This is a genomic window from Saprospira grandis, from assembly GCF_027594745.1.
Taxonomy (GTDB): Bacteria; Bacteroidota; Bacteroidia; order Chitinophagales; family Saprospiraceae; genus Saprospira; species Saprospira grandis.
In genome coordinates, this window is sequence record NZ_CP110854.1 from 2095100 (window position 1) to 2117278 (window position 22179).

At 46.3% G+C, this 22179-nt stretch carries 13 protein-coding genes; 7 read left to right on the forward strand and 6 right to left on the reverse strand.

The annotated features are described in order from the left end of the window. Positions 1-154 precede the first annotated feature (154 nt). Positions 155-1612 carry a DUF58 domain-containing protein gene (locus tag OP864_RS08450; protein ID WP_270100760.1) on the forward strand — a complete coding sequence of 486 codons (1458 nt, stop codon included), beginning with the start codon at positions 155-157 and terminating at the stop codon, positions 1610-1612. 49 nt (positions 1613-1661) lie between these two features. Here OP864_RS08450 and uvrA read toward each other — a convergent pair whose 3' ends face one another. After that, complete coding sequence (gene uvrA, locus OP864_RS08455) at positions 1662-4493, reverse strand: excinuclease ABC subunit UvrA (RefSeq protein WP_270100761.1); 2832 nt, start codon at positions 4491-4493, stop codon at positions 1662-1664. A gap of 493 nt (positions 4494-4986) precedes the next feature. Between uvrA and hisA the strand changes: the two genes are divergently transcribed. The 3 genes from hisA to OP864_RS08470 all read left to right on the forward strand — a co-directional run bounded on the left by hisA (position 4987) and on the right by OP864_RS08470 (position 11127). Next, on the forward strand, positions 4987-5712 hold the full coding sequence (gene hisA / locus OP864_RS08460; protein ID WP_270100762.1) for a 1-(5-phosphoribosyl)-5-[(5-phosphoribosylamino)methylideneamino]imidazole-4-carboxamide isomerase: 726 nt from the start codon (positions 4987-4989) through the stop codon (positions 5710-5712). A 610-nt stretch (positions 5713-6322) separates the two neighbouring features. Next, positions 6323-9538, forward strand: a complete 3216-nt coding sequence (locus OP864_RS08465) for a SusC/RagA family TonB-linked outer membrane protein (RefSeq protein ID WP_270100763.1) — start codon at positions 6323-6325, stop codon at positions 9536-9538. 83 nt (positions 9539-9621) lie between these two features. Next, a complete protein-coding gene (locus OP864_RS08470; protein ID WP_270100764.1) occupies positions 9622-11127 on the forward strand; it encodes a SusD/RagB family nutrient-binding outer membrane lipoprotein in 1506 nt (501 codons plus the stop codon). 371 nt (positions 11128-11498) lie between these two features. Here the strand turns inward: OP864_RS08470 and queG are convergent, their stop codons facing one another. The 4 genes from queG to OP864_RS08490 form a co-directional block, all read right to left on the reverse strand. Beyond that, on the reverse strand, positions 11499-12428 hold the full coding sequence (gene queG, locus OP864_RS08475) for a tRNA epoxyqueuosine(34) reductase QueG (protein ID WP_270100765.1): 930 nt from the start codon (positions 12426-12428) through the stop codon (positions 11499-11501). Positions 12429-12688: 260 nt separating this feature from the next. Next, the gene (locus OP864_RS08480) at positions 12689-13357 is read right to left on the reverse strand and encodes a nitroreductase family protein (RefSeq protein WP_270100766.1); all 669 of its coding nucleotides are present in this window, start codon (positions 13355-13357) and stop codon (positions 12689-12691) included. Further along, on the reverse strand, positions 13350-13787 hold the full coding sequence (gene ybeY, locus OP864_RS08485) for an rRNA maturation RNase YbeY (RefSeq protein ID WP_015692498.1): 438 nt from the start codon (positions 13785-13787) through the stop codon (positions 13350-13352). Before ybeY ends, OP864_RS08480 begins: the two co-directional genes overlap by 8 nt. A 4-nt stretch (positions 13788-13791) precedes the next feature. Next, a complete protein-coding gene (locus OP864_RS08490) occupies positions 13792-14199 on the reverse strand; it encodes an ATP-binding protein (RefSeq protein ID WP_270100767.1) in 408 nt (135 codons plus the stop codon). 337 nt (positions 14200-14536) lie between these two features. Between OP864_RS08490 and OP864_RS08495 the strand changes: the two genes are divergently transcribed. The 3 genes from OP864_RS08495 to OP864_RS08505 all read left to right on the forward strand — a co-directional run bounded on the left by OP864_RS08495 (position 14537) and on the right by OP864_RS08505 (position 21050). Beyond that, the gene (locus OP864_RS08495) at positions 14537-15658 is read left to right on the forward strand and encodes a putative type IX sorting system protein PorV2 (protein ID WP_270100768.1); all 1122 of its coding nucleotides are present in this window, start codon (positions 14537-14539) and stop codon (positions 15656-15658) included. 426 nt (positions 15659-16084) lie between these two features. Beyond that, positions 16085-17770 (forward strand): putative type IX secretion system sortase PorU2, encoded by a 1686-nt coding sequence (gene porU2, locus OP864_RS08500; protein ID WP_270100769.1) that lies wholly within the window; start codon positions 16085-16087, stop codon positions 17768-17770. Positions 17771-17807: 37 nt separating this feature from the next. After that, on the forward strand, positions 17808-21050 hold the full coding sequence (locus OP864_RS08505) for a C25 family cysteine peptidase (protein ID WP_270100770.1): 3243 nt from the start codon (positions 17808-17810) through the stop codon (positions 21048-21050). Positions 21051-21448: 398 nt separating this feature from the next. Here the strand turns inward: OP864_RS08505 and OP864_RS08510 are convergent, their stop codons facing one another. Next, on the reverse strand, positions 21449-22117 hold the full coding sequence (locus OP864_RS08510) for a hypothetical protein (RefSeq protein ID WP_270100771.1): 669 nt from the start codon (positions 22115-22117) through the stop codon (positions 21449-21451). Positions 22118-22179 lie beyond the last annotated feature (62 nt).

The window sequence follows — 22179 nt, forward strand, 5'->3', positions numbered from 1 at the left end:
CCTCAGCCGAGGCGCTTCGCGCCTTGGCGGCTGCGCCGCCTTCTTGGGCCAAAAAAATAGCGGAGCCGCTTAGTTTTAAAGAGGAAAGTAAACATCTTAAAAAAAAAACCCTATTTTATCAATTACTCTCTAGTAATAGATTTGAATCCTCCCTATGTCTAAGCGATCTTTATACCTCTTTTTGGGCCTCTTGGCCGTTTTTGGCCTTAGTTTTTTGCCTTTGGGCATTGCGGCTCCTTTGCTTTATGCCCTTCGTTTGGCGCTCATTGTTGCCGCCAGCCAATTGGCCCTAAAACCCTTGCATCTTCCCCGACGGTTTTTTATCGTTTTGGGGAGCTTGGTGGTCTTTTTGGCCTTGGGTATGGCCGCTAGCTGGTTGTTGGTTATGGCGCAGGTAGCGCTTTTCCTCTTTTTGGCCTTGGTTGTTGTTGATGCCATTTTGCTTTTTCATCCTAAGATTAAGCTCAAAGCAGCGCGAAAACTGCCCAAGTTGTTCTCGCTTAGCGACCCCAACCCCATTAAATTAGAGCTAGACAATCAGTCGCCTGTTGCTTTATCCCTAGAAATCATTGACGAGCTCCCCTTACAATTTCAAAAGCGAGATTTTCAGTTGTTTCATCAGCTGCAAAAAGGGGAAAAAGATACCTTGGTCTATGAGCTCAAGCCTTTGGAGCGGGGAGAGTATGTGTTTAGAAATATCAACATCTTTTTGCGGTCTAAATTGGGCCTGATTGAGCGGCATATTATTGTAGAGCAGGAGCAGACGATTCCCGTTTATCCCTCTATTATTCAAATGCGCAAATATGAGCTTTTGGCCCTTGCTCGAATCTCTATTTTTCCAGGTGTCAAGAAAATGAGACGGCTAGGGAACAGCTATGAGTTTGAGCAAATCCGAAACTATGTAAAAGGCGATGACTTTAGGAGCATCAACTGGAAGGCCACCAGCCGCCGCAATGAGTTGATGGTTAACCAATATGAAGATGAGCGTTCGCAGCAGGTTTTTTGTGTGATAGACAAAGGCCGCTCGATGAAAATGCCTTTTGAGGGCCTCAGCTTGATGGATTATGCTATTAACAGCAGCTTGGTCATTTTGAATATTGCCCTACAAAAGCACGATAAGGCGGGCTTGATGAGCTTTTCGGATAAAATTGGAAGCACGGTAAAGGCAGAAAGTGGGCCCAAGCATTTGCGGACCATCTTGGAGGCGCTTTATCGAGAGAAAGAGCGAAACTTTGAGGCCAACTATGAATTGTTGTTTCAGGCCTCTCGTCGCTTTATTCGCCGCCGCAGCTTGATTTTTCTCTACACCAACTTTGAGAGTTTTTCGGCCATGCAGCGGGTTTTGCCCATTTTGCGGCGCATTAACCATTTGCATTTGTTGGTGGTTGTCTTTTTTGAGAATACCGAAATTCAGGATTATGCCAAGCAAGAGGCTTATGATACTGAAATGATTTACAATCGGACCATTGCGCAAAAGTTTGTAGAAGAAAAGCAGCGGATAGTTCGGGAGTTGCGGCAATATGGCATTCAGTCTATTTTAACTCGGCCCGAGGATTTGTCTATCAATACTGTAAATAAATATTTGGAGCTCAAGGCTAGGGGCTTAATTTAAGAAAAAGGGATATCGCTTAAGCGATATCCCTTTTTTGATGGCCAAGGGGCTACAACTCTAGTTTTAGGAAGCGGCCAGTATGGCTATTGGGGCAGGCGGCAATTTCTTCTGGGCTGCCTTGGGCAATAATTTGCCCGCCTTTGGCCCCTCCTTCTGGACCAATATCAACCAGATAGTCGGCTACCTTAATGACATCCATATTATGTTCAATCACCAGGACCGTATTGCCTCTTTCCACCAACATATTGAGGACATTGAGCAGCAGGCGAATATCGGCAAAATGTAATCCGGTGGTGGGTTCATCTAGAATATAGAAGGTATTGCCCGTATCTCGTTTAGACAGCTCCTTGGCTAGTTTGATGCGTTGGGCTTCTCCACCAGAGAGCGTCGTTGCCGATTGTCCGAGCGTAATATAGCCTAGGCCTACATCTTGGAGGGTAGCAATTTTGCGATGAATTTTGGGCAGGTCGGCAAAGAAGTCGCTAGCTTCGTCTACCGACATCTGTAGCACATCGCTAATACTTTTCTTCTTATAAATAATCTCGAGGGTTTCGCGATTATAGCGTTTGCCTTTACAGTTTTCGCATTCTACCTCTACATTGGGTAAAAACTGCATTTCGATTAGGCGGTAGCCGCTACCTCCGCAATCTTCGCAGCGTCCGCCAGAGACATTAAAGGAAAAGCGGCCGGGTTTGTAGCCTCGGATTTTAGCTTCGGGGATAGCGGCAAAGAGCTTGCGAATTTCGTCAAAAACGCCAATATAAGTAGCGGGATTAGAGCGGGGGGTTCGGCCAATGGGTTGTTGGTCAATTTCGATGACCTTATCAATATGTTCTATTCCTTCGATGCTATCATAGGCAAGGGGTTTTTGGATCGAATTATAGAAATGTTGGCGGAGAATAGGGTAGAGGGTTTCATTGACTAGGGTTGATTTTCCGCTACCCGATACGCCAGTGACACAGATGAGCGTTCCTAGTGGCAGTTCTAAATCGACGGACTTCAGGTTATTGCCTTTTGCTCCTTTTAGCTGAAGTTGTTTACCATGGCCTTTTCTGCGGGCTGTAGGGGTCAGGATCTTGAGTCGGTTAGCCAGATAATCGGCAGTAATGCCCGATTGAGAGAGGAAGTCTTGGGGTTTTCCTTCGGCGACAATTTCGCCACCGAGTTTACCGGCTTTTGGTCCTAAATCGATTAGATAATCGGAGGCCAGCATAATATCTTTATCATGTTCTACCACCAAGACCGAATTGCCGATATCGGTTAATTCTCGGAGGGCTACAATAAGCTGTTCATTATCTCTTTGGTGCAGGCCGATACTAGGTTCATCTAAGACATAAGTAATACCGGTCAGTTGAGAGCCAATTTGGGTAGCTAGTCGGATGCGTTGAGATTCTCCGCCGGAGAGGGTTCTGGCGGGGCGATTGAGTTGCAGATAATCGAGGCCCACCTCTAGGAGGAAGCCTAGTCGGAGGCGTAATTCCTTAATAATATCGGTACCAATTAGCTGTTGGCGTTTACTCAACTGGCTGGGGAGTTCTTCTAGCCAATCATAGAGGCTGCGGATATCCATTTGGGCTAATTCAGCGATATTTTTTTCGGCCAATTTAAAATAGAGTGATTCTTTGCGCAGGCGGCTGCCTTCACATTGGGGGCAATCGATGACCCGCATAAACTCCTCGGCCCAGGAGCGGATTTTCTCAGAGCTAGAGCTTTTATAATAATGTTTGAGCATACGCACCAGGCCTTCATCGGCTAGATTGTGCGATAATTCTTCTCGGCCAAAATTGCGGGCATCAAAGCTACCGTCTCCACCATAGAGAATGGTCCGGAGAGCTTCTTCGGGAATTTCTTTGACAGGAGTAGAGAAGCTAAACTTATATTTTTTGGATAGGGCGCGCAGTTGTTTGAAAGTTAGGTTTTTTCGGACCTCTCCTAGGGGGACAATAGCTTGTTCGTTAATGCTTTTGCTATCATCTGGAATGACCAGTTCTAGGTCTACCTCATGTAGTTCGCCTAAGCCTTTACAGTGGGGACAGGCGCCATAGGGGGAGTTAAAAGAGAAGCTATTGGGGGAGGGTTCTTCATAGGAAATGCCAGAATCGGTACACATCAGATATTTACTATACTGATGAATTGTTTCGCTTTCGTGTTCCATAAACATGACAAAGCCGTTGCCATGTTTGAGGGCTGTTTTTAGAGAAAGTTCGAAGCGGTCGCGGCGTTTTTTGCTCACCTTGAGGCGGTCTACTACTAACTCAATATCATGAGTTTTATAGCGGTCGATTTGCATACCTGCTTCAAGGTCGATCATATAGCCATCTATGCGCATTTTGGTAAAGCCCTGTTTGCGCATTTGTTCAAAGAGTTCGCGGTAATGTCCTTTACGGGCGCGGACCAAGGGGGCCAGCAAGATGCCCTTTTTCCCCTCAAAGTGTTGGAAGATATGCTCGATAATTTGCTCCTCGCTATAGCGTTGCATTTTTTTGCCTGTCTTATAAGAATAGGCATCGCTAGCGCGGGCATAGAGTAGGCGGAGGAAATCGTAAATTTCGGTAACTGTACCTACGGTAGAGCGGGGATTTTTGCTGGTTGTTTTTTGTTCGATAGCGATAACGGGGCTAAGGCCTTCAATTTTTTCGACATCGGGTCGTTCCATATTTCCGATAAACTGTCGGGCATAAGAGGAGAAGGTCTCCATATAGCGTCTTTGGCCCTCTGCGTAGATAGTATCGAAGGCCAGCGATGATTTGCCGCTACCACTTACCCCAGTAATGACGACCAATTGGTTGCGGGGAATACGCAAGTTAATTTTTTTGAGGTTATGCTCGGAGGCGCCCCAAATTTCCATAAATTCTTGCTCTTTTGACTCTTGCTGGCTCATGATAGGCGTTTCTAATTGAGAATGAAGTGGCAAAGATAATAAGTCTTCCTTGCTCCGAACAAAGCCGTCTTAAAAAAGATTGGAACTTTATTAAAGATTTGCGTTGGGGGAGGCGGCGTAGCCGCCTTCAAGGCGCGGAGCGCCTCGGCTGAGGGATGGACAGCAGTGGCCGAAGGCCAGACCAAAGCGCGAAGCGCTGCAGGGCCGAGCGAACAGCGAGCTGCGAAACAGCCCGACCCGAGCGGAGCGAGGGGCAGCCCCAAATAAAAAAAGGACTAGCCTTAAAAAAAGTTAGAAAAATTACTTTTGGTGGATTTGTCTTTTAGGGGATTAAGCTTTGGGCTAGGTTTGTTTTGGGAAGTAATTATTTTAGATCCTTCATTTTATTCCCTGCTAGCTGTCTTGTTTTTGTGGGGAGGGGCCTTATTTTCTTAGAAAGTTGTTAAATTTAGAGCCAAGACCTAGAGTTCCAAGCCAATCAAAAAAAAGCCTTATGATTAAAGTTATACCTGCCTTAGATATCCTGAATGGTAAATGTGTTCGTTTGACCAAGGGAAGTTTTGAAGAAGCCAAAGTTTACGATGAAGACCCGGTAGCGGTGGCCAAGCGTTTTGCGGCGGCTGGGGTAAAGCAGTTGCATTTGGTAGATTTGGATGGGGCCAAAGCGGGTCGGGTGGTCAACTATGAGATTTTGCGGGCGATCACGGAAGAGACGGATTTGGAGGTAGAATTTGGTGGTGGGATCAAGTCGGATCAGGATTTGGCTCAGGTATTTGCGGCTGGTGCGCAAAAAGTGACGATTGGGACCTTGGCGGTAAAGAACCCGAAACTGCTTTTATCTTGGTTGCAAAAATATGGGAAAGACCGCATTATTTTGGGGGCTGATGTATTGGATGGGCTCATTCGGATTGAGGGTTGGGAGCGAGAGACAGAATTTAAGCTCTTTGACTTTATTACGAACTATCAGTGGCATGGGATTCAGTATATTTTGTGCACAGACATTGATAAAGACGGGATGATGCAGGGGAGTTCTTTAGATTTGTATGCCTCTTTATTGGCCCAGTTTCCGGATTTGAAGTTTATTGCCAATGGGGGGATTTCTTCTATTGAGGAGTTGCGGGAGTTGGATAAAATGGGCTGTTATGCGGCTGTAGTGGGCAAGGCGCTTTATGAGGAAAAGATCAGTTTGGAAGAGCTTGCCCAGTTTTTGAGTGAATAAAATAAATAAAATAGCGAAAGTCTTGAACAAAATGGTTCTTGGGCTGTTTTGATGTATGTGATTCAAATTTCTGGGCTTGTTCCAGGATTTTGTCGAGAAACCAAGCTTTCAACTTAAAGGCCGTCCCGCAATTGCGGGACGGCCTTTTTTTGGTTTTTGGCGAAGAAAAAAGAGATATGTAAAATATAGAATAGATATAAATTACAAATATTTATTTATACTATCTTGAATATTAGTAGAATAGCTGCTTGTTGTTTGCAAGGGCTATTTTTGGGTTTAGGCTCGTCGTTTACAGTAGATTATCTAATGTTGGTTTAGAATTATATTCTACATTTTTGTACTTTATAGTTATTTAATTTGGTTAGGCTTCCTATTTAGAGTTGTTAAAAAATACTTAGCATTTGGGTGCTTTAGATTTTGATTCCTAATAAAATTTGAATAAAAAGAAGTAAAGCTTTAGTTTTGTTGGGTGAAATCTGCAAAAGCATAGCTAAATAGTTGTTTAATGTTGGCCTTGGGTTTAAAAAAACCTTAAAATGGTTTTGTTGGGTCAAAGACAACCGCTAGCTTTATGTTGTTAAGGATTACGTTTAACCAAAAAAAGTTTTCTATGAAGTACCTTAATCTAATTACATTAGCCTTGCTGATGACTATTAGTACCGTCTATGCCCAAACTACGGTGACAGGGGCGGTAACTACAGAGGCAGGCGACCCTATTATTGGGGCTAACGTCTTAGTCAAGGGTTCCTCCCCGATTATTGGAGCCATTACTGATTTTGACGGAAACTATCAGATCACGGTCCCTGAGGGCTATGAAGTTTTGTCTTATAGCTATGTAGGCTATGCCACTCAAGACATTGAAGTAGCGGGTCAGACGACCATCAATGTTACTTTGGTAGAGGGAGTAGAAGTCAATAAGGTGGTGGTAACTGCTTTGGGGCTATCTAGAGAAGAGAAAGCTTTGGGTTATGCGACCCAGGAGGTTTCTGGAGATGATCTCAACAAGGCTCGTGAGGTCAATGTCGTTAACTCTTTGCAAGGTAAAGTAGCTGGTGTACAGATTACGGGTTCATCTAACTTGGGAGGATCTTCTCGCATTGTGATTCGTGGTGCGGGTTCTATTACTGGAAACAACCAGCCTTTGTTTGTCGTTGATGGAGTACCTTTGGACAATGCCAACCACACTGATGCCGACCAAGAGCGTGGTGCTGGTGGATATGACTACGGTAATGCCATTCAGGATCTTAACCCCGATGACATTGAGAGCATCAACGTATTGAAGGGCCCTACTGCTGCGGCACTTTATGGTAACCGTGCTGCCAATGGTGTAGTTATCATTACGACCAAAAAGGGAAAGAACATGTCTGTAAAGAATGCCCCTATTGGTGTATCGGTCAACTCTTCTATCCAGTTTAATAATGTATATGTATTGCCTAGCTACCAAAACCAATATGGTGGAGGGGCGGGTTCTTCTTTTGCCAATAGCGTAATTGATACCAACCAACTAGTAGCCGATATGGCTTATGATGGAAGCTGGGGCCCTGCCTATAATGGTCAGCAAGTTCGTCAGTGGGACTCTTATGATGAGTGGGACACTGAAAACTTTGGCCAAACTAGAGAGTGGAAAGCCAATCCGGATAACGTAAAGGATTTCTTCCGCACTGGAATTACAGCGACCAATAGCGTTTCTTTGGGTGGTGCTAGCGAAAAAGGGTCTTTCCGCCTAGGCTTTACCAACACACAGCAAAAAGGAACACAAGAAAACTCTAGCCTCAACCGTAACAATATCTCATTCAACTCTAGCCTCAACCTTAGCGATAAGTTGACCGCTTCTGCCAATGTAAATATTGTTAACTCTAAGGCCAATGGCCGTCCACTTACTGGATATGGCGAGTCAGTCATGTCTCAGTTTAATCAGTGGTTCCAGCGCCAATTGGATATGGACCGCCTACGCGACTATCAGAATCCTGATGGAAGCATGCGCTCTTGGAACCGTACCTCTGAGCTAGATGGTAGCGCCAAGTACTGGGATAACCCTTTCTGGGAGCGCTATGAAAATGGCCAAAAAGATAGCCGTAACCGTGTATTCGGTAATGTAGCCCTATCTTATACTTTTAATGACAAGTTCTCTGTAACTGGTCGCGCTATGACCGATTTCTACACGGACCGCCGTGAAGAATGGGTAGCTGTAGGTGGCGTTCGCGTACCTATGTACTCTGAAGATGTTCGCTTCTTCCAAGAAAATAACTACGACCTTATCGGTAACTATAAGGATCGCTTCGGTGATTTCTCTGTTTCTGGAATGCTGGGTATGAATTACCGCCGCACTACCGCAGAACGCAACTATGCTTCTACTCAAGGTGGTCTTAATACCCCCGGCTTGTACAACTTGAGCAACTCTGCCTCTGAACTAACAAGCACCGACGCTACTTCTGAGTTGGCTATCTTCTCTATCTTTGAGCAAGCTACTGTAGGATACAAAGATTTTGTATACCTCGATTTGACCAACCGTACAGATATTAACTCTACGCTTCCTCTAGACAGAAATACTTATAACTATTATTCTGCTAGCGCAAGTTTGGTGTTCTCTGAACTTATTCCCGCTAACGAAATCCTTTCTTTCGGTAAGTTCCGCGCAGGTTATGCTGTGGTAGGTAATGGTACTACTCCTTACAACCTACAAAATACTTATATCAGTAATGCCAACTTTAATGGCAACGGTACAGCTACTGTACCCAACTCTTTGCTCAATGAAGATCTTAAGCCCGAGCGTACTTCTGGCTTTGAAGCAGGTCTTGACCTTCGCTTCCTTAAAGATCGTCTAGGTGTAGATTTCACTTACTATAGCAATGTAACTAAAGACCAGATCTTTAATGTATCTCAGTCTGGCGCTACGGGCTATACTTCTCGCTCAATCAATGCCGGTAAAGTAGCTAACCGCGGTATCGAATTGATGCTTTATGCTACTCCAGTAAAAACTAAGGACTTCAAATGGGACCTTAGCCTCAACTTGGGTAAAAACAATAACGAAGTACTCGAATTGGCTACCGGTACCGATAATATCCGCCTAACTTCTCTATTTGGTGTGGCCCTAGACGCTCGCGTTGGTGAGCCTTATGGTACACTCATGGGTACAGATTATGTCTATGATGCCAATGGTAACAAAATCGTTGAAGATGGTGTCTATATGGTTTCTGATGTGAAGCCACTTGGCTCTGTTCTTCCCGACTTTACTGGTGGTTTCTCTTCTACCTTTAGCTATAAGGGCGTTTCTCTTTTCCTTTTGTTTGATTTCCAGAAAGGTGGTAAGCTCTTCTCTCTATCTAACCAATGGGGTAAGTACTCTGGTACGCTAGAGGAAACGGTAATCGAAACCGATGTTAATGGCGTAACCGACAATATCCGTAACCAAGGAATTATTGTAGAAGGAACTAACGTTTTGCGCGATGCCAATGGCGATTATGTTCTAGACGCTGACGGTAACTACCAGTCTGATGGAACCGAAAATACAACTGTTCTAGACGCTCAGTCTCACTTCTTCCTCAACCAAGGCTATATCATCAATGCCGCCGATGTATATGATGCTAGCTTTATCAAGTTCCGTGAAGCACGTATTAGCTATACCTTCTCTAACAAATTATTTGAAGGTAGCCGCTTCAGAGATCTTTCGCTCTCTCTAGTTGGTCGTAACCTCGCTATCCTACACAGAAATATTCCCAATGTTGATCCCGAAGCAGCGATCAACTCTGGTAATGTTCAAGGTTTTGAAGGTGGTCAGCTACCTACCGAGCGCTCTATCGGAGTTAACTTGAACGTGAAGTTCTAAGCCTTTAACTCCTAAAAAATTTCTCCCAAATCTGTGGGGAGCTTCGGCTCCCCAAACAGTTTGCAAATTTAAATTATCATATTATGACTATAAATTGGCTAAGAAAAAATGGCTTGATGGCCGCTATGGGCCTTGGACTAGCGCTCTCGATAACTAGCTGCGATAAGCAGTTTGAAGAGCTGAATACCAACCCCAATCAGTCTTCTTCTACCGCTACTTCTTTTCTGCTCACTAATGCAGAAAAAACCATGATGGACCTTACCTGGGACGAATGGTTCAATAGCCGCCGCGGTAACCAACTCGCTCAGTATTGGGCCTCTAACCAATATTCTAACGAGTCTCGCTATCAGTTCCGCGTAGGAATTACCAACGATTATTGGAGCCTTTTCTACGCCCGTAGCCTACAAGATCTTCAGGAAATTATTGACCTCAACTCCGGAGAGGATGCCGCCGATTATGCCGGCTTTGGTAAAAATGCAAACCAAATCGCTATCGCCCAAATTCTCCAAACTTGGTTGTTCCAAAATATGACCGACTGCTGGGGACCCATCCCTTATTCTCAAGCCCTAAAAGGTGCCGAGTTCCCCTTGCCTAACTATGATAGCCAAGAGGATGTGTATATAGGTATGCTCGCTACCCTAGATGCCGCTATCGCTGCTATCGATGAGGCCGATAATAGCGTCCAAGGAGATGTGATCTATAACGGAAATATGACCCAATGGAAGAAGTTTGCCAATGCGCTCAAAATGCGTGTGGCGCTCCGTATGGCCGATACCAACCGTGGCGCAGAAGCTCAAGCCGCTTTTGAAGCCGCTGCTCCCAATAGCTTTACCTCTAATGCCGATAACGCTCTCTTCCCTTACCAAGCTAGCGACCCCAATATTAACCCCCAAGCCGAGGATTATCGTACCCGTAACGATTTCGCCGCCTCTAATACTATGGTCGACGAATTGCTCCGCCTAAATGATCCCCGCGTCGCTTTCTATTATGAACCCGCTAGCGCTACAGGTACTTTTGTCGGCGAGGTCTATGGCCTTTCCGAGTCTAATGCCGCCCTCACTACCGATGCCGAGGTGTCGCAACGTAGCCAAGATATTCTAGCTAATGATGCTCCCGGCATCTTCCTAGATTATGCACAGGTTCGCTTTATGATGGCCGAGGCCGCAGCTCGCGGTTGGGGCGTTTCTGGTACTGCCGAAGATCACTATAATGCAGCGATCGAAGCTTCTATGAATTACTGGAATGATGGCTCACTAACGGCTACCGATATTAGCAATTATATCGCTCAGCCCGAGGTAGATTATAATACGCTTACTGGCAATGGCGAAAGCTGGCAGCAGGTCATCGGCCGCCAAAAATGGATCGCGCTCTATATGCAGGGCGTACAAGGTTGGGCCGAATGGAGACGCCTCGATTTTGGTATCCTCCAAGCTCCCGCCGATGGCACGCTCGATGGTACCGCTATCCCCACTCGCATGAAGTATCCTCTAGATGAACAAACCCTCAATGCCGAAAGTTATGCCGATGGGCTAACTAAGTTGGGTGGTGCAGACAACCAAGACACTAAACTCTGGTGGGATGTAAACTAATCCTTTCCCTTTTCTGATTTTACCCTGATCCCTAGGCCCGCTAGCTCGCTAGTGGGCCTTTTTTGCCAATAGTAAGCTGTTTTGGGGCCTCCGCTGCGGCCTACGGCCTTGCGGCGCTACGGTTACTCCCTTTGGTCGTCGAACTGCGGACTAAAGTCCTTGTTGTCAGGGCTCGCAGGTCTGCTCGGCCCTGCGGGCATCACTTCGTTCTGCCCTTGGTCTGCGGCTTCGCCGCCCCCTTTCGCATCGCTAGGCCGATCCTGTAGGTTGAAACCTACAGCCAGAATGATATTGCTGCGCAATGGTTTATAAATGAGAGTTAACACCCTCATGAAGTTAAATCGTCGCTTCGCTCCTCTAGGTCCAAAAAATTACGCTTCTTCCAAAAAGGCCAAGTTGCGCATTAAGCCCTTGTATTTGCTCCGCTTTACCGCCGATTTCTTAAATACTTTCCGAAAGACTTCTTCCGTCAATTCCATCCAGTCTTCCCGCCGCATCTCTAATAGGTTTTCTTTGGGCCTAAAGGCCTCCTCCTGATGAGGCCGAGAAAATCGATTCCATGGACAAACATCCTGGCAAATGTCACAGCCAAACATCCAATCCGCAAATTGCCCTTTGTATTCCGCTGGCAGCTCGTCTCGCAACTCAATCGTAAAATAGGAGATGCATTTGGAGCCATCCATGATGTACCCTTTTTCAGAAATGGCTTGGGTGGGACAAGCATCTATGCAGCGCCGACAACGACCACAGTAGTCTTTGATTGGCCCATCATAGACCAAGTCTACATCTATGATCAATTCGGCCAAAAAGAAGAATGATCCCCGCTGCTTACTGATTAATAAGGTGTTTTTACCGATCCAACCCAATCCCGAATGCTTGGCCCAGTCACGCTCCAATACCGGCGCAGAGTCTACAAAGGCCCGCCCATTAATGGGCCGACCCAATTCAGTCTCCAATAGGGCCAGTAAATTACGCAGCTTGGCCTTCAAAACATAGTGGTAGTCTTCGCCATAGGCGTATTTAGCCAATTTGGGGGCTCCTTCTACTTGCTGCTCTTCCGGAAAATAATTAAAGCTTAAACTCACTACCGATTTGGCCCCATCTACCAACTTTCGAGGATCTATCCGCTTCTCAAAGTGGTTTTCTAAGTATTGCATTTTGCCCTGATAGCCCTTATTTAACCAAGCTTCTAAACGACGGCCCTCTTCGGTCAGTTCTCGGGCCTGGGCAATGCGCAAATTATCAAAACCTTCTGCTAAGGCAGCCGCTCTAAGTTTGGCCGTAAGTTCGTATTTGTCCATTAATTATATTTCTTCTAAGCGTCTATGATGAGGCCCTTGAGCCAAGAAAGTATCGGCTGAGGGATGGCAGTGGGTGGCCGAAGGCCAGACCAAGGAGCGCAGCGACGCAGGGCCGAGCAGACCTGCGAGCCCACGAACAGCCCGACCCGCCCGATAATTCATGAGGGTGTTAACCCTCATTTTGCATAAGTTCGCAAAGCGATACCGCTTTGCGCTGGGTTTCAACCCAGCGGAAGGGGCAGCCCCAAAAATAAAATAAATTAATCCGCCTCCCAATATAAGGCGACCTCATCCAATGATTTTCGGCGCAAGTCAGGCACTTCACAGCCCGCTGCAGCATAGCCGATAGGCAAAAGCAAAAAAGGCTTTTCATTTTTGGGCCGCTGTAAAATCTCTTGCAAAAAATTCATGGGACTAGGCGTATGCGTCAAGGTCACCAAACCCGCCTGATGAATGGCCGAAATCAGAAAACCGGCCGCCAAACCTACCGATTCGTTCACATAGTAGTTTTTGCTGCGGCTGCCATCGGGCAAAATATCGTAGCTCTTCTTAAAGATGACGATGAGATAAGGCGCCCGCTCCAAAAACGGCTTTTCCCAATTGGTGCCAAAAGGTTTTAGGGCTTCTAGCCACTCCTCCGACATTCGGTTGTTGTAGCTTTCATATTCTTCCTTTTCGGCCGCTTGGCGAATCTGCTGCTTGATCTTAGGATCAGAAATAATGCAGAAGGTCCATGGTTGCTTATGCGCCCCCGAAGGGGCCGAGCTGGCCGTTCGGACCAAGCTTTGGACCAATTCTTTGGCCACTGGCCGCTCCGAAAATAAGCGAATCGAGCGGCGCTTTTCCATTAAAGCCTCTAGCTCAAGGGCTTTTTTTAGGCTCTCTTCTGCCGATAAGTTTTGCGCTTGAAAAGGGATAAATTTAGGCATCGGACTGGGCATATTGAGCAAGCAAAGCCAAGGACTCATTCTCTTTCTGACGCATGAGCTCCGCCTCTTCCTTGCTTTTGTCTTTATAGCCCAAAAGGTGCAATAATCCATGAGCCATCACTCTATGGATTTCATTTTGGGCCGAAACTTCAAACTTTTCGGCATTTTCTCGGCAGCGCTCCACCGAAATAAAAATGTCTCCGCTCACAGGCTCTCCCTCTTCCTGATACTGAAAGGTAATCACATCAGTCAGGGTATCATGCTGCAAATACTCTTGGTTCATAGGCAGCAAATAGGCATCGGAGCAAAAAATAAAAGAAAGGGCCTCAATATCGAGACCCTCTCTTTTTGCGATCGCTTGCAGCCAGCTTTCCATTTGTTCAGCCTGCGGCAGCTTATAATCAATATCTTCCGTGTAAAATTCAATCATCAACTTAGTGCAAGTTAAATTGTAGTTCAATCATGCGGCCTCCTTCCTTAAAGTCTACATGATCACTGAGGTTTTGCATCAAAAAAACGCCTCGTCCACCAGGAGTCATCAGATTTTCTGGTGCGGTGGGGTCGGGCAATTGTGCGGGGTCAAAACCAGGCCCCTCATCTTCTACGGTAAAGGTAATGCAATTTTGCTGGATAGCGCTAGCAATATGGACCTTTTTGTGGGCCTTGGCTTGGTTGCCATGCAAAATAGCATTGCTCACAGCCTCCGTTAAAGTGATGAGAATATTGCCAAAAAGCAACTCATCCAACTCATATTGCTGCAAAACCTGATTCACATAGGGTTCTACTTCTGCTATGTTTTTTGGGTGAGAATCTAGCGTAAGTTTTAGTGCAGTTCCGGTCATCAGCCATCGTTTTGCGAGTGATAAAATTGTTGTCTTTGAGCTAGTTATATAGCTACGTATTTATAGTGTGTTGGCCCAGAAAGCGGGGAAGTAGAGAGAAGGGATGCTTCCGAGGGCCTTTCAAGTTGTCCATTTACGGAACTTTCCTGCAAAGGGTTTCATTTTAGGGGGTTTATCTTAAGTCTTTTTTGCTTTGTTACTGAAATCACCCTTTTTTGACTAAAAAAGGAGAAAAAAGTCTTAAATTAGAGGGGCTTGTAGTTCTAAGTTTTTTTGAACCATTAGTTGTCGAAAATAAGCTACTATGCAGGAGTTTTTTGAATCTAAAACGATGATTATGCAACGGTTAATTTTTGGGGTCTTTATTTTATGCTTCTTTGGCCCAACTTTAACGGCCCAAAAATACAGTAATGAATTTTTATCTATTGGCTTGGGCGCCCGCGCCCAAGCTATGGGCGGCGCTATGGTGGCCCATGTCGATGATGCAAGCAGCAGCTTTTGGAACCCTGCAGGTTTGCAGGGTATAGAAACGGATTTGCAAGTTGGCTTATTGCATGCCGAATGGTTTGGCGGCATCGGCAAATATGATTATGCTGGCTTTGGTATGCCGATTAAAGGCCAAAATAAGTACCTGGGATTTTCTTTTATCCGTTTTGGTATTGACGGAATCCCCAACACCCTTTCGCTCTATGAGGATGATGGCAGCATTAATTACAATAACGTTACCGAGTTTTCGGCGGCTGATTATGCCTTTATTTTTAATTATGCCCAAAAGTTTGGCAAATTGGCGGTTGGGGCTAGCCCCAAAGTGGTCCGAAGAGTAGTGGGGCCTTTTGCCTCTTCTTGGGGCTTTGGCGTAGATTTGGGAGCCCAATATCAATACTCTAAAAACTGGGCCTTTGGGGCGCAGATCAAAGATATTACCACCACCTTTAATGCCTGGCAATTTAGCTTTACCGAAGAGGAAAAACAGACGCTGGGCCTCACGGGCAACGAGATCCCTATCCAGTCGTTTGAAATTACCAAACCCCAAATTATCCTTGGGGCGGCCTACAAAAAAACTTTTAACCTCCCTACGCCCGAAGGTAAAAAAGCCCGCAGTATTGGCCTTTTGGCCGAGCTAGATATGGTGGCGACTACGGACGGGCAGCGCAATACCCTAATTTCTGCTAGCCCTTTTAGCATTGACCCCGCCCTGGGCCTAGAGCTCAACTACAACCGCATTGCCTATTTGCGGATGGGCCTCAATAATTTTCAGCGATTTGAGAATTTTTCTGGCGAAAAAGAACTGACCCTCCAACCCAATTTTGGTCTGGGCTTCCGCATTTCTCGTTTCTATATTGATTATGCCTTGGCCAATTTGAGCGCTAGCGCGGGCGGACTGCGCTCTCATATTATCTCGATCAAACTGGATATTGATTACGATTATATTAAACAAGCAATTCAAAAAGAGATTTAATTGTTTTTGGGGCTTGCCGCCTTTGGCGGCCGTTCCCTTTCGGGGCTCGCAGGTCTGCTCGGCCCTGCAGCCCTGCGGGCTTTGGTCGGCGGCTGCGCAGCCCCCCTACAGGCAACTAAGCCTGCGGCGGCTAAAGCCGCCTGTAGGACGCCCTATTGGTCCAGAAAAGCGAGCGCAGCGAGCTTGGCTTAGGGATGGATAGTGGTGGCCGTAGGCCAGACCCAGGGCTTTGAAGCGCAGCGAAAAGCCCGCAGGGCCGAGCGAATAGCGAGCCACGACACAGCCCGACCCGCCCGATAACTCATGAGGGTGTTAACCCTCATTTTGTATAAGTTCGCAAAGCGATACCGCTTTGCCTTGGGTTTCAACCCAGCGGAAGGGGAAGCCCCAAAAAAATCCCCATATTAACCTTTGAAAAATAAGATTATGCGATACCTCTACTTCTTATTCCTACTTTTTGCTGTTGGCGCTTTGCAAGCCCAAATGCATGACGGAAATTTTGGTCCAGAATGGATCAATTACAACCAATCCTATTATAAAATGAAAGTGGCCCAAGATGGCCTCTACCGACTTAGTGCGCAGGCTTTGCAAAATGCAGGCATCAATACGGCTAGTTTGCCCCTAAGCAACCTATCGATTTATCATATGGGCCAAGAAGTGCCGATTCAGGTAGAAAGTAGTGGTGGTCAACTGCAGTATATTCAGTTTTATGGCGAAAAACATCGGGGCGAACTGGATAAGGAGCTGTATAACAACCCCAACCATCATTTTAACCCCACTTATAGTGTTATTACTGATACCTCGGCCTATTTTCTGACCTGGAGCAATACGGGCCAAGGGCGCCGCTATGCCGATCAGGCGGCCAACCTCTCTAATTTGCCGGCTAAGGAGGATTACTTTATGTACAAAAGCGTTCGGCCCATTACAACGGCTTGGCAGAAAGGGAAGAATTATTATATTGCTACTGAGGAGCTTACGAAGTCAACTTTTGAGTATGGCGAAGGTTGGGGCGGCAACCCCTTATTGGACCAAAGTCATGCAGTGGGGATTTCTAACCTATATACTACTGGCCCCGCTGCTCAAGGAGAAGTTCGTCTTTATGCTTCGGGGGCTGTCAATCACAATATTGAGGTACAAGTGGGCGGGCAGAGCTGCTTTAATACCACTTTTGCTGGCGACAGTGTAGGGACGCATAGTTTTTCAGTGCCATTGAGCAATCTTTTGCCCACTACTATTATGCGGATTCGGGGTTTGGCTAGTAGCAGCGACTACCTTTCGGCCAGTTATGTAGCTATTAGCTACCCTAGGACCTTTGATTTTGATGGAGCCAATAACTTTGTCTTTGAGTTGGCGGCTAGTAATAGCCGGCAGTACTTAGAAATTACCAACTTTGATGGGGGGAGTGGTCAGAATATTTACCTCTATGATTTGACCAACGGCTTGCGCATTCGCTGCTTTTGGGATGGGAGCCGGGTCTTGACTGATCTGCCCGCCTCGGCTGTAGACCGCAAGCTGCTGCTGATCAATGAAGGCAGTACCGCTATTCAAACTATGGGCCGCTTGGAAGAGGCCAATTTTGTAGACTATAGCAACCTCAATGCAGATTATATTATTGTTACGCATGCTAGCTTGCGTCAAAATAGCTTAGGGGAAGACCCTGTTAGGGCTTATGCTGATTATCGAGCGACTACAGGCTACAACCCTGTAATTATTGAGGTGGATAATATTTTTGATCAGTTTGGTTATGGGATTAACAAGCATCCTGTAGCTTTACGTAATTTGGCAGGCTATTGTAAGCAAAATTGGGCTAACCCTCAATATGTTTTTCTTATTGGAAAGGGGCGGACCTACACTCAAGTGAGGAATTTTCATACTTATGATCATTTGATTCCTACTTTTGGTTTTCCCCCTTCAGATAATTTGCTGATGGCTCCTATTGGTAGCGATGTACCTGTCATTCCGGTAGGTCGCCTGGCTGCTGTAGATGGCGATCAGGTAAGTCTTTACCTCAATAAGGTCCGAGATTATGAAAACGAACGCCTCAATGCGGCCTCTGATTTATCGGGCAGAGGCTGGACCAAAAATGTGATTCATTTGGGGGGGGGCAAATAGCTCGGAGCAGAATATTATTCAGCAGAATTTGAACAATATGGAAACGATTATTTCTGCTAGTCAATTTGGTGGAAATGTTACCTCTTTTTTCAAAACTTCTACCAACCCCATTCAGGCCGCTCAGTCAGCCTACCTAGATTCTCTGATCAACAATGGTGTGAGTCTGATTACTTTTTTTGGCCATGCTTCGCCCAATAGCTTTGACTTTAATTTAGATCAGCCCGAAAATTATAGCAATGCTCGACGCTATCCTATGTTTATGTCTTTGGGTTGTTATGCTGGAACTGTCTTTGAAGACGGAGCCCGAATTAGTGAGTCTTTTATTTTTGAGGAAAATGCGGGAGCTAGTGTCTTTCTTGCCTCTGTAGGGGCTGTTTCGCTCTCTGCACTCAATGTTTTTGCTAGTCAGTACTATTATCAGGCGAGCCAAAACCAATATGGACAAGGTGCGGCTAAGATCAACCAAAAAACAATTGAAGCCCTAGAAAATGGTACTTTCTATTCTACAACGGTCCAAATGGTTAGCCACTATTTGCTCTATCATGGCGACCCCGCTATCCAACTCAGTATTTCTGAACGACCTGATTATTATGTAGATAATAGTTTGGTTGATCGTAGCCCAGCTACTATAACTACACAAATGGACAACTTTGAGTTGGTGGTAGATGTTTATAATCTAGGAATGGCCATTGATACTTCTTTTTGGGTTGAAATTAATAGAGAATACCCCAATGGTAGTAGCGCTTTTGTGAGTCGAGAGCATATCTCTGCCCCAAATTTTCATAAGGAGCTGCGCCTAACGGTACCCGTAGAGGGCCAGCTAGCTTTAGGAACTAACTTTTTTGATATTACTATAGATGTAGATAGCGAAATTGATGAACGACCACAACCCAGCGCAGAACAAAATAATCAGGTCCTACGCTATCCGGTCCAAATTCTATCCGATGCCATTCTCCCCGTTTATCCTAGGGAGTTTGCCATCGTGCCGCAGCAAAATATTCGCCTAAAGGCCTCTACAGGGAATACCATGGCGCAACGCCAGACTTATGTCCTGCAAATAGATACTACCGCCTATTTTAATAGCCCTTTGATGCAGCAAACAAGTATCAGTCAGGGCGGAGGACTTTTAGAGTGGCAGCCCAATATGAGCTATACTGATAGTACGGTTTATTATTGGCGAGTGAGCCCCGATTCTACTAATCCAACAATTGGCTATAGCTGGGTTACTAGCTCCTTTATCTATATAGATGCTAGCTATTCTGGCTGGAACCAATCGCATTTTTTCCAGTTCAAAAGGAACCAGTTTAATAACTTAGAGCTAGAGGAACCCCAAAGAAATTTTGAGTTCATTACTTCTTTGCAAGAAATTACCTTGGCCAATGGTTTTACGCCCTCTCCCTTGCATCCTGAGCAGTTGGCTACCTACCTCAATGGTAATTTGGTTGATAAATGCCGCTGCCACAATAATAGAGGGGTTTATGTACAGGTCATTGATTCTTCTGATTTGACCATTTGGACCCTAGGCGGCGGCCAAAGCCAATATGGGGCAGTTAACTGTGATGGGGCTGGACGAACGGCCTCGGTCTTTTTATTCGAAACTCAGCAAACTAGCGCAGCCCTAGACCTAGAACGCTTTTTGGCCGATTCTATTCCAGATGGCTATTATGTATTAGTCTATACTTTGAATGATGCCAATGCCGATAACTGGCCCGCTAGCCTAATTGGGGAGTTGCAAAACCAAGGCGCCCAACAATTGCCTGGCCTGACGGCTGCCGTAGGTGGCCTGCCTTGGGCCTTTTTCTACCAGAAAAATAATGCAAGTTTTCCCTACCGAAGCGAAGCCCTAGGAGCCAGCCAAAACGATATTATTGGCCTCTCTTGCCTGATGCCTGGCAACTGGGATAAAGGCAGTTTGCTCTCTACCCAAATTGGGCCCGCCCAAAATTGGTATTCTTTCCATTGGGAGCCCGCCAATCTCGATAGTAATGATGTAGTAGGGGTAGACCTCTATGGCATTGAGGCCAACGGAAGCCGCCAATTGCTCCTGTCCAATATTGTGGCCCAAAATACTAGCCTGAATAGTATTGATGCCAATCAGTATCCCAAATTGGAGTTGGTCTGGAAAACCGAGGACGAACTAAGCCGAAGCTCTGGCCAGCTCGCCTATTGGCGCATTTTGGCCGATTTGGTGCCAGAGGCCGCTCTGCGACCCGAACGCTTTAGTGTTATTCAATATGATACGGTGGACCAAGGGCAGCCTTTTGGCTTTAATGTCCAAATGGAGAATATTAGCCCGCTAGATATGGATAGCATTTTGGTCAAATATCAGCTGCTAGAAAATGGCAGTACGATCAATTATAAACGCTTGGCCCCCTTGCCCGCCGGCGATAGCCTGCGCACGGGCCTACTTACGGTCTCTACCGATAATCTATCGGGGCCCCAGCAATTGTTGGTCGAAATCAATCCCGATAATGATCAAGCCGAGCAATATCACTTTAATAATTTGGCCCTGGTCAATTTCTTTGTGCGCCAAGACCGCATCAACCCGCTACTAGATGTGACCTTTGATGGGGTGCGCATCATGAATGGCGATCTCGTTTCAGGCAAATCTCAGGTGGTGGTTTCTTTGTCTGATGAAAATAAATGGTTGGGCCTAGATGAGGTGGAGGACTTCCAGCTTACGCTGCGCCACCCTAGCCTGCCCAATGGCGAAACCCAACTCACGCTCAACAGTCCCTTGGTCCAAAACCTAGAGTTTCTGCCCGCCGATGCCCAAAATTTAGTAGTCGAAAATAAGGCGCAGCTCGTTCTGGACCTCGATCTAGAGTTTGATGGAACCTACACGCTCTTTGTTTCGGCTGCCGACCGCAGCGGAAATAATTCTGGAGAGCTAGATTACAGTATTGATTTTGAGGTGGTCAACCGTCCCATGATTTCCGATTTCCTCAATTATCCCAATCCTTTTACCACGCAAACGCAGTTTGTCTTTACCCTCACGGGCCGAGAATTGCCTTCTTACCTCAAGATCCAAATCATGACGGTAACGGGCAAGATTGTCCGCGAAATTAGTATGGATGAGCTCGGCCCCTTGCATATTGGTGTCAATAGAACCGAATTTGCCTGGGATGGTACCGACCAATTTGGCGACCGCCTAGCTAATGGGGTCTATCTTTACCGCATTTTGGCCAAAACTGCCGATGGCGAACCTTATGAACGTTACCTTAATAAGGCCAGTAGCTTTACAGAACAGGGCTTTGGCAAAATGTACTTGATGCGATAAGCCTTTGTTTATTTTCTTTAGGGTCTCTAGCGTTATGGCTAGGGGCCTTTTTTTATGGTTTTGGGGCCCGCGGCCGGCTAGCCTTTGGCTAGCTCGGCCGCCGCTATGCTACGCCGCTCGCAGGTCTGCTCGGCCCTGCGTCGCTTCGCTCCTGGGTCTGGCGCTTCGCGCCACGGCTGCGCAGCGCTGGGCCGCTCAGCGGTCTTTTTTCTTTTGGCGGTTTTCTTCGGCGGTGGGGCGCTTCTTGGTTTCTGCTGCTTTTGAGTTTGCCGCTAAAGCCTTCAATTAGCGCAGACCCTCGGAAGGGGTAGCGCACACCCTCGGAGCAATTGGCTAAACCCTCTGGGAGGGAAAAAAACAAAGGCCCAAAAACTTAGGTTTTGGGCCTTATTGCTACTTTATTCTTTTTGGGCTTCCTTTTGGGCTCGTTCGTAGAGGCGTTGGAGTCGTCTTTGGATTTCGGGAACAGCTCGGCGGAGGCGGGGGAGGCTTTGGTTGTGCACCCAAGACTTTCGGATAATAGTTTGGCTAGGGAAGGGGGGGCGCAATTGGCCCTTGAGGGGGCGAAGTTGGAGCGAATTAAAGGTATTGGCTCCTCCTGCGGCTTCATAATAGAGCCAATAAATAGCGAGCGAGTCGGGCATGCGTATACTAGGGTCTTTTTCTCCTTGTGCATTGAGCAAGACCTGGCTGCGGCCGCCCTTACGGATATATTGGGCAGAGGTATCGTAGCAAAAATAGAGGGGACAAAAATCAAAAGTATCTTGAAGGGCCCGAATAATGGTTTGGTTAATGGCTTGAGTTTCCGCTTGCATATTTTGGAGCAGGCGTTCTACTTTTTTGCGTTTTTTGGCCTTGAGGTTTTTATTGGCCAAGAGTTTTTGGTAGTGCGCTGTTTTGAGGTGGTTACTTTCTAGGCGGAAAACAAGCAGGCCATTTTCTTTTAGTTCTTGGCTAGCTTGGAGGGCCGCCTGAAAATCGGCTTTGCTGTTGATGAGCTGGGCCGAAAGGCCAGCGGGGCCAAGCAGCAGGCCCAAACAAATAAAAAGACGAAATAGATAAGACATATAGTAAATAAATTTTGGTCCAAGATAAGGAGAATTTGCCGTATGCCTGCTGCGGTTGCTGG